This is a genomic window from Mitsuaria sp. 7 (assembly GCF_001653795.1).
GTDB lineage: Bacteria > Pseudomonadota > Gammaproteobacteria > Burkholderiales > Burkholderiaceae_C > Roseateles.
Genome location: NZ_CP011514.1, coordinates 2,388,752 through 2,403,625, shown reverse-complemented (window position 1 = coordinate 2,403,625; position 14,874 = coordinate 2,388,752). Strand labels below are relative to the sequence as shown.

Below are 14,874 nucleotides of genomic sequence, written 5' to 3'. Positions count from 1 at the left end.
GGGAGGGCGCTAGCTGTTATGCCGGGACGGCATGGCTGATTCATCACCGCTTCCGCTTCACCTTCGGCGCGAACAACGCCTCCGCCTGCTCAAGGAACATCCGCGCCAGCGGCGCGCGCGGGCTTTGGGCGCTCCAGACGAAGCCGCTCTTGCGGACCGGTGCGGTGCCGGGCAGCGGCACCTTCTGGATCGAGAGACCGCTCGACCACAGCGCGGACCAGTCCGGCAGCAGCGAGATCCCCAGTCCCTGATCCACCATCGCGGCGATGGACATCAGGCCGTTGATCTCCAGCCGCCGACGTGGGGTCAGGCCTTGCTGGCGCAGGTAGCGGTCCGCCAGTTGCCCGCCGAGTACCGAGCGGTCGTACTGGATGAAGGGCTCCGTGCGGAGCAGGTCGTGCGCGTCGCGTCGGGCCAGTTCCTTGGGCGCGACCACGACGAGCGGCTCGGTCATCAGCTCGCGCCACTCGCAGGTCTTGGGGATCGTGAACTGAGGCTCGACGACGACCGCCGCATCGAGATCGCCGGCCGCGACCATCCGCACCAGCTCCGTCGACGCGTTCGAGACCACCGATACCGAAAGGTCAGGGTGGCTCGCGTAGAGGCGCCGCAGCACCGGCGGCAGCACCGTCGTCAGCGCCGAGACGAACGCGCCCAGCCGCAGTTCGCCCAACTGCACCTTCTCGTTGGCGAGCGCGCGCAGATCGCGCTCTTCGCGGAGCATGTTGCGGGCGCGATCGAAGATGTTCAGCCCCGCCGCCGTCGGCTTCACCGAACGCCCCGAGCGCCGGATCAGCGGCGTGCCGAGGTCGTCCTCCAGCGTCTTCAGGCGCGCTGCCACCGCCGGCGCGGTCATGTCGAGCCGCCGCGCGGCCTCCGCGATGGAGCCGCACTCCACCGTCGTCACGAAGCTCTGAACGTAGCGCAGATCCATCCCGTCGTCCTTCCTCTCGCCGGTCCGAACCAGCCTGGACCGGCTTGGACCGGCGCTCCGGAACATAAGGAATTTTTTGCTCTGAAGCAATGGGAAGCAAATTGTTCTCAGGTCGCGTTTGACGAAACATGGCGACCCATAACAACACCATCCACAACGCCAGCCATCCGGCCAGGAGACAGCATGCCCAACTCATCGCATCCGAAATCCGGCGTCGATCGCCGCCAGGTCCTTGCCGCCGCCGCGGGCGTCGCGGCGTCCTCGCTGGCGCTCAGCGGCCCCGCCGTTGCCGCGGCCTGGCCCGACAAGGTCATCACGATGATCGTCCCGTTCTCGCCCGGCGGCGCCACCGACATCATCGGCCGCATCCTCGCGGCGGAGCTCACGATGGGGCTCGGCAAGCAGGTGATCGTCGAGAACCGCGCCGGCGCGGGCGGCAACCTCGGCGCGCAGGTCGTCGCCAAGGCCTCGCCCGACGGCTACACCATCCTGATGGGAGCGATGACCTCGCACTCCACCATCGCGACGCTGGAGAAGGGCAAGGTCCGCTACGACCTGGTCAAGGACTTCCAGACCGCCGCCGTCGTCGGCAGCGTGCCGCTGGTCTTCGTGGCCAACACCGCCGTGCCGGCGAAGTCGCTCAAGGAGCTCGTCGCCTACATCCAGGCCAATCCGGGCAAGGTCTCCTTCGGCTCGTCCGGGGCGGGCGCGCCGCAGCGCATGGCCTCGGAGATGCTCAAGCTCCAGGGCAAGCTGGCCACCGAGAACATCCCGTACCGCGGCAGCGGTCCGGCCGTCACCGACCTCATCGCGGGACAGCTCCAGTTCATGGCCGAGACCGTGCCGGCGGTGCTGCAGTTCATCAAGGGCGGCAAGCTGACGCCGCTTGCCGTGGCCGCCGCCACGCGTGATCCGAATCTGCCCGACGTGCCGACGACGGCCGAGGCCGGGTTCCCCAACCTCGAGGTGACCTCGACCTTCGGCGTGCTGGTGCCCGCGGGCACGCCCGCCGACGTCGTGTCGCGCCTCAACGCCGAGATCTACAAGGCGCTGCGCAAGCCCGAGGTGCTGGCACAGTTGGCGCAGCAGGGCGTGGTGGCGCAGGCGCCGCTGACGCCGGCCGCCGCGCAGGAGCGCCTCAAGGGCGAAGTGACGAAATGGGCCAAGGTGATCGCCGCGGCCAACATCAAGGCAGACGAGTGAGGCAGCTGTGAGCGATCAACCCAAGGGCCTGAAGAAGGGCCTCACCCACTACGGCGACCAGGGCTTCTCCCTGTTCCTGCGCAAGGCCTTCATCAAGGGCGCGGGCTACACGGACGATGCGCTGGACCGGCCGGTCATCGGCATCACCAACACCGGCAGCAGCTACAACCCGTGCCACGGGAACATGCCGCAGCTGCTGGAGGCGGTGAAGCGCGGGATCATGCTCGCCGGCGGCCTGCCGATGGACTTCCCGACGATCTCGGTGCACGAGAGCTTCTCGGCCCCCACGAGCATGTACCTGCGCAACCTCATGTCCATGGACACCGAGGAACTGGTGCGCGCGCAGCCGATGGACGCCGTCGTGCTGATCGGCGGCTGCGACAAGACGGTGCCGGCGCAGCTGATGGGCGCGGCGTCGGCGGGCATCCCGGCGATCCAGCTGATCACCGGGTCGATGCTGACCGGCAGCCATCGGAGCGAGCGCGTCGGCGCCTGCACCGATTGCCGCCGCTACTGGGGCAAGTACCGCGCGGACGAGATCGACGACCAGGAGATCGCCGACGTCAACAACCAGCTCGTCGCCAGCGTGGGGACCTGCTCGGTGATGGGCACGGCCAGCACGATGGCCTGCGTGGCGGAGGCGCTCGGCATGACGGTGCCGGGTGGCGCATCGCCGCCGGCCGTCACGGCGGATCGCATCCGCGTGGCCGAGCAGACCGGCGCGCAGGCCGTCGAGCTCGCGCGCAAGGGGCTCACGATCGACAAGATCCTGACGCCGGCCGCGTTCGAGAACGCGCTGCGCGTGCTGCTCGCCATCGGCGGCTCGACCAACGGCATCGTGCATCTGACCGCGATCGCGGGACGCATGGGCATCGACATCGACCTCGCCGGTCTCGATCGCCTGGGGCGGGAGACGCCGGTGCTGCTCGACCTCAAGCCCTCGGGCCAGCATTACATGGAGGACTTCCATCATGCGGGCGGCATGGCGACCCTGCTGCGCGAGCTCAAGCCGCTGCTGCGCCTGGAGGCGCTGACGGTCACGGGGCGGACGCTGGGCGAGGAGATCGAACGCGCGGGCGAAGGCTTCAAGCAGGACGTGGTGCGTTCGTTCGACCGGCCGATCTATCCGCAGGGCGGGCTGGCGGTGCTGCGCGGGAATCTCGCGCCGGGCGGCGCGATCATCAAGCAGTCCGCGGCCGATCCCAAGCTCATGGAGCATGAGGGCAGGGCGGTCGTCTTCGAGAACAGCGCGGACCTGGCTGCGCGCATCGACAGCGACGACCTGGATGTCACCGCCGACGACATCCTGGTGCTGAAGAACATCGGACCGAAAGGCGCGCCCGGCATGCCCGAGGCGGGCTACATCCCGATCCCGCGCAAGCTCGCGCGGGCCGGCGTGAAGGACATCGTGCGGGTGTCCGACGGCCGCATGAGCGGCACGGCCTTCGGGACCATCGTGCTGCACGTGACGCCGGAATCGGCGGTGGGCGGGCCGCTCGCGCACGTGCGCAATGGCGATCGCATCCGCCTGAGCGTGAAGAACCGGGAGATCGCGCTGCTCGTCTCCGACGAGGAACTGGCGAAGCGCGCCGCCGAAAACCCGGTCGTCGAGCCGACGGCGGAGCGCGGCTATCGCAAGCTGTTCCTGCAAACGGTCACGCAGGCCGATCAGGGCGTGGACTTCGACTTCCTGCGCGCGGTGAAGACCACAGGCAAGGCTCCGGAAGACCGCTGAGGGCATCTGCACTTCCACCGCCGCTGGCCCTCACCCCCGCCCTCTCCCGCAAGCGGGAGAGGGAGCCCGACCGGCGCCCTGCTTACTCCCTCTCCCGCTTGCGGGAGAGGGTTGGGGTGAGGGCCAGCGGCCGTGGCAGTCAGGCTGGCTGGGTCAGCTTGACGATCGCTGGCTGCACGATGGTGGCGAAGGATTTCGGGTCGTCCAGCGCGCGCGCCACCAGCATGGCGCCGTGCACAACCGCCATGAAGGCGCGCGCCGAGTTCGCCGGCGTGCCGGGCAGGTGGAACTGCCCGGCCGCCGCGCCGCGCTTGAGCACGGACGCGAGCCACGCGCCCAGGTCGTGGAAATGGCCCCGCACTTCGATCGCCACCTCCTCGGGGATTGTGGGCAGCTCCGTGGCGAGCATCGCGCAGATGCAGAACGGGTGCTCGCCGCTGCGGATGCATCCGGCCCAGTAGTCCGCGTAGGCGTTGAGCTCCGCCACCGGGTTGTTGATCTTCTGCACCATGCCGGCGAGGCCGTTCCTCGCTTCTTGGCGGTAGAGCGAGACCACGCGCTGGACCAGCACCGCCTTGCTCGGGAAGTGGTGGTGGATGCTGGCCTTGGTGATGCTGACGCGCTCGGCCAGGTCGGCGTAGCTGAAGCTGTTGTAGCCGCCCGAAACCAGCAGCAATCGCGTGTGCGCGACGATCTCGGCGGCTTTGGGGGAGAGCTCAGCGGTCATGGGGCCTGCATCGGATGAATGGTCCTCGATTCTACCGGTGGTCTACTAGTTGGTAGATCACAGGGACTCGTCCAGCATCTTCCGGTAGTCGCCCGCCGAGGCCTCGCGCGGATTGGTCTTGTGGGTGTGGTCGTGCAGCGCGCGCTCGATGATCTGGTCGTAGAGGTCGACCGTCACGCCCATCGCGCCGAGGCTCGCCGGCAATCCCAGCCGCTGGTTCATCGCCTTGACGGCGCCGGCGAGTTCGTCGGCCGGCGTGCCTTCCTGCAGGTTCATCGCATGGCCCATGCGGGCGATCTTGTCGTCGCGCCGCATCGAGTCGTGCATCCCGTTGAAGCGGATCACCGCCGGCAGGAACACCGCGTTCAAGGTGCCGTGGTGCAACTTCGGCATCAGCCCGCCGAGCGCATGGCTCAGCGAGTGCACGCAGCCCAGTCCCTTCTGGAAGGCGAGCGCGCCCATCGTGCTCGCGGCCATCATGTCCAGCCGGGCGTCGATGTCGTCGGGGTGCGTGGTGGCGCGTTCGATCTGGCGCCAGCCGCGGCGCAGGCCTTCGAGCGCGATGCCGTCGGCCGGCGGGTTGAAGGCCGAGGACATGAAGGTCTCCATGCAGTGCGCGATCGCGTCCATCCCGGTCGCGGCCGTCAGCGTGGCGGGCAGCTTGCGCGTCAGCTCCGGATCGCAGACGGCCGACTTGGGCATCAGCTCCCAGTTGTGGAAACCGAGCTTGCGACCGTCGTCCACGATGATGATCGCGCCGCGCGCGACCTCGGAGCCGGTGCCCGCCGTCGTCGGCACCGCGATCAGCGGCACGACCTGGGGCGTGATGTTGCCGGCGCCGCCGAGGATGGTGGCGTAGCGCGTCAACGGGCCCTCGTGCCTGGCGGCGATCGCAACGCCCTTGGCCAGATCGATGCTGGAGCCGCCGCCGATCGCGATCAGCCCGTCACAACCGTGGGCGTGGAAGACTTCCACGGCCTCGCGCACGGCCGCCTCGGTCGGATTGGGCGGCGTGCCGTCGTAGACGGGCAGGGCGGACGCGGCGATCGGCGATCCGGCCCAGGCCTCGAGGACCAGGTCCAGCACGCCGGCCGCGCGCACGCCCTTGTCGGTGACGATCAGCGGCTTGGCGATGCCGGCGCGCACGCATTCCGCGCCGATCAGCCGGCGCGCGCCGGCCTCCAGGTGGATGTGGGTGAGGTACTGGATCAGGGCCATGGACGACGTCCTCTTCCTGGTGATGGCGGATCGCTTCGGCGGCGACCCGCGTTGTCTGGGAAAATCCCGCGATTGCGGCTTGGCAAACAGCCGAGCCTACGCCCTGGAGTTCCCGTTGAGTAGCACCTTGTTGACACCGCGGATGGCCGCGGTGCTGGAGCGCATCCACCGCGCCAACCGCCCCTCGTTCCACAGCCTCACGCCCCGGCAGGCCCGCATCGCGTACCTCATGGGGGCCGAGATCCTGGACCTGCCGCGGGCGCCGCTGCCGCGCATCGAGAACCTGGCCATCCCCGGCCCCGCCGGCGACATCGCCGCGCGCCTGTACGCGCCGGTCACCCGCGAGGAGGCGACCGCGCGGGACGCGCGCGGCCTGCCGGTGCTGCTGTACTTCCACGGCGGCGGCTTCGTCATCGGCAGCCTCGAGACCCACGACAGCCTGTGCCGCCAGCTGGCGCTGCGCACCGGCGCGGCGGTGATCGCGGTCGATTACCGTCTGGCCCCCGATCATCCGTTCCCTGCCGCCGTCGACGACTGCTGGGCCGCGCTGGCGTGGCTGGCGACCGCGGCTCCGGACCTCGGCCTGGACCGTGAGCGCATCGCCGTGGGCGGCGACAGCGCCGGCGGCACGCTGGCCGCGGTGACGGCATTGCATGCGCGCGATATCCGCGACCGCCTGGGGCTGTCGCTGGTGATGCAGCTGCTGATCACGCCGGGCGCGACCGCGCATGCGGACACGGATTCGCACCGCCGCTTCGCCAAGGGCCATCTGCTGGACGCGGACACGATCGCGTGGTTCTTCAACCAGTACATCCCGACGGAGCAGCGTGACGACTGGCGCTTCGCGCCGCTGCAGGCCGACGATCACGAGGACCTGGCGCCCGCCACCTTCATCCTGGCCGAGGCCGATCCGCTGATCGACGAGGGCATCGCCTACGCCGACCTGCTGCGCGCCCAGGGCAACGAGGTGCGGCTGGAGCTGTACCGCGGCGTGACACACGACTTCATCAAGATGGGTCGTAGCATTCCGGAAGCCGATCAGGCGCTGGATGCCTGCGCGGACGCGCTGAGGACGGCCTTCGGCCTGCCGGCGCCCGTTCCCGTTCCTGTTCCCGCTGCCGTTCCCGAGACGACGACTTCTTCGACCCCGACCGGGGCTTCCGCATGAGCACCACCGCCACCGACGCCGGCATGAGCCGCGACCGCTTCCGCTTCTTCGAGCGCCTGCGCGTGCGCTGGGCCGAGATCGACGCGCAGCAGATCGTCTTCAACGGGCACTACCTGACCTACTTCGACACGGCGGTCGGCGGCTACTGGCGCGCGCTGGCGCTGCCCTACGCGCCCACGATGCAGGCGCTGGAGGGCGATCTCTTCGTCCGCAAGTCGACGATCGAGTACCTGGGCTCGGCGCATTACGACGAGCTGCTCGACATCGGCGTGCGCACGGAGCGCGTGGGCACGACCTCGATGACGGTGAGCTGCGCGGTGTTCCGCGGCGACGAATGCCTGGTGCATGGCGAGCTCGTCTACGTTTTTGCAGACCCGGCGGTGCGCGTGCCCAAGGCGGTGCCGCAGGCGCTGCGCGACCTGCTGCTGGGCTTCGAGCGCGGCGAGGCGATGACCGAGGCGCGGGTGGGCAACTGGGCGACGGTGGGCGAGGACGCGCATCGCATCCGGCAGGCCGTGTTCGTCGAGGAACAGAAGATCCCCGCCGAGATGGAGTGGGACGCCGCCGACGAGAGCTGCACGCACGCGGTGGCCTACAACCGGCTGGGCCGGCCGCTGGCGACGGGCCGGCTGCTGGAGCATGTCCCGGGCGTGGCCAAGATCGGGCGGATGGCGGTGCTGTCGCCGATGCGCGGCAGCCGCGTCGGCCGCCAGGTGCTGGACGCGCTGATGCAGGCCGGCCGCGAGCAGGGCTACCGCGAGGTGCTGCTGCACGCGCAGCTCAGCGCTGAAGGGTTCTACACGCGTGCTGGGTTCCAGCGGCGCGGGCCGGTGTTCGAGGAGGCGGGGATCGCGCACGTGGAGATGGTGCGCGGGCTTTGAGACTATGCGATCAGCCGCGTACGGAGCGGCGATCGGATCGCGCTCGAACTGCTGCTCGATGAGGTAATGACCCGTCGAGGCCCTCACGCATCTTCCAGGATGCCGTGGACCAGGCCACTGAGCCTTCTCAAGACCGGGTCCGCGATCCCCGCCCCCTGCAGGCCTTCGCAGGTGCGATGCAGGTAATCGGCGGCGCTTCCCAGGCAACCGGCCGCGGTGGACAGGCGGTGGGCGATGCAGTCCTCGCCGAGTCCGCCCGCATAGTGGGGATGTGAGGCATCGGTGGTGAAGGCAATGGCGTTTCCGATGGGGACGCCATGGGCGTCGACGGGCTGTACCCATCGCGGCACGTAGCCGGCGATCACCATCTCCCGGCGCCACAGCAGGCGCAGCTCCCGTTCGACGACGTCATCCGCGAGCCGATAGGCCGCGCCGTGGCAGGAACCGCCGCGGTCCAGCGAAAGCATCACGCCGGGCCGGTCCGCCGTCGCGCGCAGCGCCGTGGTCGACAGGCAGAAGGCGCGATGCCAGCCGTCCACCCGGGCGACGCGCCGCTCCACGGCGGCCATCGCGGGGTTCCACACCAGCGAGCCGTAGCCGAAGATCCAGACGTCGCCGTGCGGCCGGACCGCGAGCGTTTCCCGCAGCGACGCCAGGCGCTCGTGCTCGGTGACGAGACGCGTCTGGGGATCGTCCGCCGCGGCGAGGGCGTCGAGCCTCCCCGACTCCAGCAGTCCGCGCGTGAGGACCGATGCGGCGCCGATGGTCCGCTCCGGTGCCTGTCCCGCAGGACCGGCAAGGTCCGCAATGTCCGTATCCATGATGTCTTCATCCCCCTGTCCGGTGACGCGTGTCGGTTCGATTCATGCTTGGCATGACTGTGTCGGGGAGGGGGAATCCGGAAACTCCGATTCTTGCGATTCAGGTGCATCCGTCCTGGACCTGTCGCCGTAAGTGGATGATGTGCGGCACTCAAGCCGCGCCTTCTGCCATCCGACAAGGAGATTTCCATGATGCGAATCGCCGCTACCGTTTTTCCCCTGCTCGCCGTCGCCATCGCGACCTGCGCGAGCGCGCAGGCTTCCCGACCGTCCGCGGACGAGCTGTCCCGTCTGCCGGATGAGCCGACCGCGGCCGGGAACGCCATCGCCATCAAGATCCCTGAGGTCCCTGCGACGTTGCGCCCCGCGGACGGCTCGCGCCTGCTCCTGCAGGTCCACGCCACTGGCGTCCAGATCTACGAATGCGCGCAGGGTGCGAACAGCGCTTGGGAGTGGCAGTTCCGCGGGCCCGAGGCGACCTTGTTCAACGCCAGCGGCGCCAAGGTCGGCGACCACGGCGCCGGCCCGTTCTGGCGCCTGGAGGACGGCTCCCGCATCGTCGGCCAGGTCAAGGCCTCTTCCCCGGCGCCCACGGCGGGCGCCATTCCCTGGCTGCTGCTGTCGGTGAAGTCGCGCAGCGGCGTCGGCGGTCTCGATCCCGTCGACGCGGTGCAGCGCATCAACACCGTGGGCGGTGTCGCTCCGCCGGCCTCGGAGTGCGTCGCCGCGGCCACGGGCCGCACCGTCCGCATCGGCTACAGCGCCGACTACCTCTTTTGGGGTGTCGCCCCGTCGCGGTGAGCGCCGTCTTGACGGATCATCCCGGGTCCTCGCAGTGAGTCCCCCGGTGATGCCAGCGAATCAAGACCTCCCCCACCTGATGGCCCGCGTGGCGCTGCGCGACCGCGCGGCCTTCGAGCTCCTCTATCGGCTGACGAGCGCGCATCTGTTCTCCGTCTCCTTGCGTATGTTGAGGAACGAACAGCGCGCGGAGGAGAACCTCCAGGAGGCTTACGTGAGCATCTGGCACCACGCGCAGGGCTATCGGCCCGAGGCCGGCACGCCGATGACCTGGATGATCAACGTCGTCCGCAACAAGGCCATCGACCAGCTGCGCTCGCGCCGGAACGAGGACGAGCACTCGGTCGAGCTCGACGAGGACGCGCTCGCCGTGCCGGCGGACGCGGCCGGCGAGCCGCTGCAGCTGCTCGAGCAGAACCTGGCCGACGCCCGCATCGGCGCCTGCATGCAGGCGCTGTCCGCGCAGCAGCGTCAGGCGTTGGCGCTGGCCTACTACCGCGGCATGGTCCACACCGAGATCGCCGAGGCGCTGCATGCGCCGCTCGGCACGATCAAGGCGTGGGTGCGGCGGGGGCTCGATCGCCTCAAGGCCTGCCTCGAAGCCGGCGGAGTGGCCACGCCATGAACTACAACCGTCCCGAGCTGCTGGAACACCTCTCGCGCGAGTACGTGCTGGGCACGCTGCAAGGACCCGCGCGGCGTCGCTTCGTCACGCTGATGCGTGACTCCCGGCCGATCGCGCTCGCGGTCGCGCAGTGGGAGCAACGCATCGCGGTGATGGAACGCACGCCGGTGCTCATCCAGCCGCCCGTCACGACGTGGCAGGGCATCGAGCAGCGCCTGTTCCCGCGAGCTCAAGAATCGAAACAGGCCAGCAAGCAGACCAGCAAACAGCCCAGGCCGAGCGGCGGCCTCAGCGCCGTGCTGGGCTGGCTCACCGGTCGCGCGGCCGGCGGTGTCCTCGCCGGGCTGCTGCTCGCGGTGGTCCTCGTCAAGACGGTGCCGACCACCGTGGGCCTGGAGCCCGCGTCGGAAGCGCTGCCCGCGAGCTACGTCGGCGTGCTGAGCGCGCAGGACTCGCCGCCGTCCGTCGTCGTGAGTTCCAAGCGCCACGGCAAGCTGCTCACCGTGAAGGTGTTGCGTCCCATCGCCGTGCCTGAAGGTCGTCGCGCCACGCTGTGGGCCGTTCCGAAGGACGGTGCGCCGTTCGTGGTCGGCACGGTCTCGCCATCGGGCCAGACGCAGATCGCGTTGCCTGCTGAATCCGAGAAGCTCTTCTTCAGCGTGGGTCGCGTGGCGATCAGCCTGGAGGCGAGCGATGGTCCGGCACCGGCGACGCCATCGGCGTTCGTGCTCGAAGGCGCCTGCGTCAAGGTGTGGTGAGGCCCCGGTGATGTTCCGGTGAGCGCGTGAGGGCGGGGTCAGGTCTCGCGCGCTCCACGAATCGTTACAGCGATTTTTCGATATCGGGTGCGTCCGCCGTCATCACAGTCCCGTAAGTCAAGAAGCAGGATGTCCTGCATCACGCTCGAGGAGCAACACATGAAGACTATGAAGCTGCTGTCCCTGGTGGCCGCCGTCTGGGCGCTGGCCGGTTCCCTCCCATCCGCGCAGGCCGCCGACATGGCGCCGCCGCAATCGGCCGCTCCCGCGCCCGCGGTGAACCGCCTGGCCACCGCGCGTCAACTGATCGAAGCACGTCAGTGGGAAGCCGCTCGCGACGAACTCAAGCGCGTCGACGACCGCCGCAGCGCGGACTGGAACAACCTGATGGGCTACGTGTCGCGCAAGGCCGGCAATCCGGATCTGGCCGCGTCGGAGCGCTACTACGACGAGGCGCTGCGCATCGACCCGCATCACCGCAACGCGCTGGAGTACTCGGGCGAGCTCTACCTGATGAAGGGCGACCTGCCGAAGGCGCAGGCCCGTCTGGCGTCGCTGGCCACTGAATGCAAGTCGTCCTGCGAGCAGCACACCGACCTCAAGGAGGCCATCGCGCGCTACCAGGCCAACGGCAACAAGTACGTGGCCAAGGGCGGCTGGTAAGCCTCCGATCCGCGCTTCCTCTTTTCCTCTCTCCCGTTCCCCCGCAAGGAGCTTTGAATGAACCTCGTGAAGTCGTTGTGCCTGGGCCTGCTCGTGTCCGGTGCCGCCGTGTCGGCCGCCCACGCCGCCGAGCTGACCGTCAATCTGTCCATGGCCCAGCCCGACGGCCCCGGCGCCTCTGCCGGCACGGTGCGCATCGTCGAGACGCCCTACGGCCTGGCGTTCTATCCGCAGTTGACCGGACTGCCCCACGGCGTTCACGGCTTCCACGTGCATGAGAACCCGTCGTGCGCGCCGTCCACGGCCAACGGCACGGTGACGCCGGCCGGCGCCGCCGGCGGACACTTCGACCCGCTCGGCAGCAAGCATCACGGCGAGCCGTGGGGCGACGGGCACCTCGGCGATCTGCCGCCGCTGTACGTCGCGCACGACGGCCAGTCGACGAACCCGGTGCTGTCGCCGCGTCTGAAGAAGATCGACGAAGTGAAGGGCCACGCGCTGATGGTCCACATGGGCGGTGACAACCACTCCGACCATCCCGCGCCGCTGGGCGGTGGCGGAGCGCGCGTCGCGTGCGGCGTCATCGGCGGCTGAGGCCTCCCGATACGAGCGCAATGCAAAGGGCCCGGGGGTTCGCACCTCCGGGCCCTTGTTCTTTGGCGAGGGGCAGGGGACTCAAACTCCCCCGCCGGTCTCGAGATGGAGCGACCGTCAGGTCGCTCGTCGCATCACGCGACCGTCTTGGCCGTTTCCGCGTATTCCTCGATCTGGTCGAAGTTCATGTAGCGGTAGACGCTGGCCTTGTCGGCGTCGATGACGCCCATGTCCTTGAGGTACTCCTCCTTGGTCGGCAGGCGGCCCAGACGCGAGGCGATCGCGGCCAGTTCCGCCGAGCCCAGGAACACGTTGGTGTTCTTGCCCAGACGGTTGGGGAAGTTGCGCGTGGAGGTGGAGATCACCGTCGCGCCCTCGCGGACCTGCGCCTGGTTGCCCATGCACAGCGAGCAGCCCGGCATCTCGGTGCGCGCACCGGCCGTTCCGAAGGCGGCGTAATGGCCTTCCTTGATCAGCTCGCTCTGGTCCATCTTGGTCGGCGGCGCGACCCACAGCTTGACCGGGATGTCGCGCTGGCCGCCCAGCAGCTTGGCCGCCGCGCGGAAGTGACCGATGTTGGTCATGCACGAGCCGATGAAGGCCTCGTCGATCTTCGTGCCGGCGACTTCGGACAGCACCTTGGCGTCGTCCGGGTCGTTCGGGCAGCAGACGATCGGCTCGGTGATGTCGGCCAGGTCGATCTCGATCACGGCCGCGTATTCGGCGTCCTTGTCCGCTTCCAGCAGGTCGGGCTTGGCCAGCCAGGCTTCGACCTTCTCGATGCGGCGCTGCAGCGTCTTCGCGTCGGCGTAGCCGTCGGCGATCATGTTCTTCATCAGGACGACGTTGGAGCTCAGGTACTCCTTGATCGGCGCCGGATTCAGCTTGATCGTGCAGCCGGCCGCGGAGCGCTCGGCCGAGGCGTCGGACAGCTCGAACGCCTGTTCGACCTTCAGGTCGGGCAGACCTTCGATCTCCAGGATGCGGCCCGAGAAGATGTTCTTCTTGCCGGCCTTGGCCACCGTCAGCAGACCGGCCTTGAGCGCATACAGCGGGATCGCATGCACCAGGTCGCGCAGCGTCACGCCCGGCTGCATCTCACCCTTGAAGCGCACCAGCACCGATTCCGGCATGTCCAGCGGCATCACGCCGGTGGCCGCGCCGAAGGCGACCAGGCCCGAACCCGCCGGGAACGAGATGCCGATCGGGAACCGCGTGTGCGAGTCGCCGCCGGTGCCGACGGTGTCGGGCAGCAGCAGGCGGTTCAGCCAGCTGTGGATCACGCCGTCGCCCGGACGCAGGGACACGCCGCCGCGGTTGGAGATGAAGGCGGGCAGCTCGCGGTGCGTCTTCACGTCCACCGGCTTCGGATACGCGGCGGTGTGGCAGAAGGACTGCATCACCAGGTCGGCCGAGAAGCCCAGGCAGGCCAGGTCCTTCAGCTCGTCGCGGGTCATCGGGCCGGTCGTGTCCTGCGAACCGACGGTCGTCATCTTGGGTTCGCAGTAGGTGCCCGGGCGCACGCCCTGTCCCTCAGGCAGACCGACCGCGCGGCCGACCATCTTCTGCGCCAGCGTGAAGCCGGCCTTCGTTTCAGCCGGCGCCTGCGGCAGGCGGAACAGCGTCGAGGCCGGCAGGCCCAGGAACTCACGCGCCTTGGCGGTCAGCGAGCGGCCGATGATCAGGTTGATCCGGCCGCCGGCGCGGACTTCGTCGAACAGCACGTCGCTCTTGAGCTTGAACTCGGCGACGGTCTGGCCGTTCTTCACCAGCTTGCCGTCGTAGGGCAGCACGTCGATGACGTCGCCCATCTCCAGGCCGCCCACTTCCACTTCGATCGGCAGCGAGCCCGAGTCTTCCTGCGTGTTGAAGAAGATGGGCGCGATCTTGCCGCCCAGCGTCACGCCGCCGAAGCGCTTGTTCGGGACGAAGGGGATGTCCTGGCCCGTGGCCCAGATGACGGAGTTGGTCGCCGACTTGCGCGACGAGCCCGTGCCGACGACGTCGCCGACGTAGGCCACGACGTGGCCCTTCTTCTTCAGTTCCTCGAGGAACTGCATCGGGCCGCGCTTGCCGTCTTCCTCGGGCTTGAAGGCCGCGTCAGGGCGCGTGTTCTTCAGCATCGCCAGGTAGTGCAGCGGGATGTCCGGGCGGCTCCAGGCGTCCGGCGCCGGCGACAGGTCGTCGGTGTTGGTTTCGCCGGGGACCTTGAAGACGGTGACGGTGATCTTCTTTTCGACTTCAGGGCGCGAGGTGAACCACTCGGCGTCGGCCCAGCTCTTCATCACTTCCTGGGCCTTGGCGTTGCCCGCCTTGGCCTTGCTCGCGACGTCGTTGAAGTAGTCGAACATCAGCAGGGTCTTCTTCAGACCCGCGGCGGCGACGCCGGCGACTTCGGCGTCGTCCAGCAGCTCGATCAGCGGATGCACGTTGTAGCCGCCGACCATGGTGCCCAGCAGCTCGGTGGCCTTGGCCTTGGAGATCAGCTCCACCTTCAGGTCGCCGTGCGCGACGGCGGCCAGGAAGCTGGCCTTGACCTTGGCGGCGTCGTCCACGCCCGGGGGCACGCGGTGGGTCAGCAGGTCCAGCAGGAAGGCGCCTTCACCGGCGGGCGGGGTCTTGATCAGTTCGATCAGCTCGGCCACCTGCTTGGCGTCCAGTGGCAGCGGCGGGATGCCGAGCGCGGCGCGTTCGGCTTCGTGTTGGCGGTAGGCTTGCAGCATGCGAACTCCAGTCTCTGTGGTCT

General features: G+C 69.0%; 14 protein-coding genes. 9 read left to right on the top strand and 5 right to left on the bottom strand.

Going from position 1 to position 14,874, the window contains the following annotated elements; all coding sequences use genetic code 11:
• Window positions 1-43 precede the first annotated feature (43 nt).
• A complete protein-coding gene (locus tag ABE85_RS10730) occupies window positions 44-934 on the bottom strand; it encodes a LysR family transcriptional regulator (protein WP_067273780.1) in 891 nt (296 codons plus the stop codon).
• A 183-nt stretch (window positions 935-1,117) separates the two neighbouring features.
• Here ABE85_RS10730 and ABE85_RS10725 point away from each other — a divergent pair, with 183 nt between their 5' ends.
• Window positions 1,118-2,137: a tripartite tricarboxylate transporter substrate binding protein gene (locus ABE85_RS10725; protein ID WP_067273776.1), complete on the top strand. Its 1,020-nt coding sequence runs from the start codon at window positions 1,118-1,120 to the stop codon at window positions 2,135-2,137.
• 7 nt (window positions 2,138-2,144) lie between these two features.
• Entirely contained in the window at window positions 2,145-3,872 is a 1,728-nt protein-coding gene (locus tag ABE85_RS10720) for an IlvD/Edd family dehydratase (RefSeq protein WP_067273773.1), read from the top strand.
• A 139-nt stretch (window positions 3,873-4,011) separates the two neighbouring features.
• Here ABE85_RS10720 and ABE85_RS10715 read toward each other — a convergent pair whose 3' ends face one another.
• Both ABE85_RS10715 and ABE85_RS10710 read right to left on the bottom strand, forming a co-directional pair.
• Entirely contained in the window at window positions 4,012-4,599 is a 588-nt protein-coding gene (locus ABE85_RS10715; protein WP_067273769.1) for a TetR/AcrR family transcriptional regulator, read from the bottom strand.
• Between the two features lie 57 nt (window positions 4,600-4,656).
• Window positions 4,657-5,817 carry an iron-containing alcohol dehydrogenase gene (locus ABE85_RS10710; protein WP_067273761.1) on the bottom strand — a complete coding sequence of 387 codons (1,161 nt, stop codon included), beginning with the start codon at window positions 5,815-5,817 and terminating at the stop codon, window positions 4,657-4,659.
• A gap of 142 nt (window positions 5,818-5,959) precedes the next feature.
• Between ABE85_RS10710 and ABE85_RS10705 the strand changes: the two genes are divergently transcribed.
• Complete coding sequence (locus ABE85_RS10705) at window positions 5,960-6,985, top strand: alpha/beta hydrolase (protein WP_067273758.1); 1,026 nt, start codon at window positions 5,960-5,962, stop codon at window positions 6,983-6,985.
• The gene (locus tag ABE85_RS10700) at window positions 6,982-7,866 is read left to right on the top strand and encodes a YbgC/FadM family acyl-CoA thioesterase (RefSeq protein WP_409072580.1); all 885 of its coding nucleotides are present in this window, start codon (window positions 6,982-6,984) and stop codon (window positions 7,864-7,866) included. The genes ABE85_RS10705 and ABE85_RS10700 overlap by 4 nt, the downstream gene beginning before the upstream one ends.
• 83 nt (window positions 7,867-7,949) lie before the next feature.
• On the opposite strand, the gene ABE85_RS10695 is transcribed toward ABE85_RS10700, so the two are convergent.
• On the bottom strand, window positions 7,950-8,687 hold the full coding sequence (locus ABE85_RS10695; RefSeq protein ID WP_082938522.1) for a gamma-glutamylcyclotransferase: 738 nt from the start codon (window positions 8,685-8,687) through the stop codon (window positions 7,950-7,952).
• Window positions 8,688-8,876: 189 nt separating this feature from the next.
• Here ABE85_RS10695 and ABE85_RS10690 point away from each other — a divergent pair, with 189 nt between their 5' ends.
• The 5 genes from ABE85_RS10690 (at window position 8,877) to sodC (ending at window position 12,128) form a co-directional block, all read left to right on the top strand.
• On the top strand, window positions 8,877-9,488 hold the full coding sequence (locus tag ABE85_RS10690; protein WP_082938521.1) for a DUF3455 domain-containing protein: 612 nt from the start codon (window positions 8,877-8,879) through the stop codon (window positions 9,486-9,488).
• A 49-nt stretch (window positions 9,489-9,537) separates the two neighbouring features.
• Window positions 9,538-10,113, top strand: coding sequence for a sigma-70 family RNA polymerase sigma factor (locus tag ABE85_RS10685; RefSeq protein WP_067273754.1), 576 nt, complete (start codon window positions 9,538-9,540; stop codon window positions 10,111-10,113).
• Window positions 10,110-10,871 carry an anti-sigma factor domain-containing protein gene (locus tag ABE85_RS10680; protein ID WP_067273751.1) on the top strand — a complete coding sequence of 254 codons (762 nt, stop codon included), beginning with the start codon at window positions 10,110-10,112 and terminating at the stop codon, window positions 10,869-10,871. The genes ABE85_RS10685 and ABE85_RS10680 overlap by 4 nt, the downstream gene beginning before the upstream one ends.
• A 159-nt stretch (window positions 10,872-11,030) precedes the next feature.
• Window positions 11,031-11,534 carry a lipopolysaccharide assembly protein LapB gene (locus ABE85_RS10675; protein ID WP_067282407.1) on the top strand — a complete coding sequence of 168 codons (504 nt, stop codon included), beginning with the start codon at window positions 11,031-11,033 and terminating at the stop codon, window positions 11,532-11,534.
• Window positions 11,535-11,591: 57 nt separating this feature from the next.
• The gene (gene sodC, locus ABE85_RS10670; RefSeq protein WP_067273747.1) at window positions 11,592-12,128 is read left to right on the top strand and encodes a superoxide dismutase family protein; all 537 of its coding nucleotides are present in this window, start codon (window positions 11,592-11,594) and stop codon (window positions 12,126-12,128) included.
• Window positions 12,129-12,262: 134 nt separating this feature from the next.
• Here the strand turns inward: sodC and acnB are convergent, their stop codons facing one another.
• Window positions 12,263-14,851, bottom strand: a complete 2,589-nt coding sequence (gene acnB / locus ABE85_RS10665; protein WP_067273742.1) for a bifunctional aconitate hydratase 2/2-methylisocitrate dehydratase — start codon at window positions 14,849-14,851, stop codon at window positions 12,263-12,265.
• Between the last annotated feature and the right edge of the window lie 23 nt (window positions 14,852-14,874).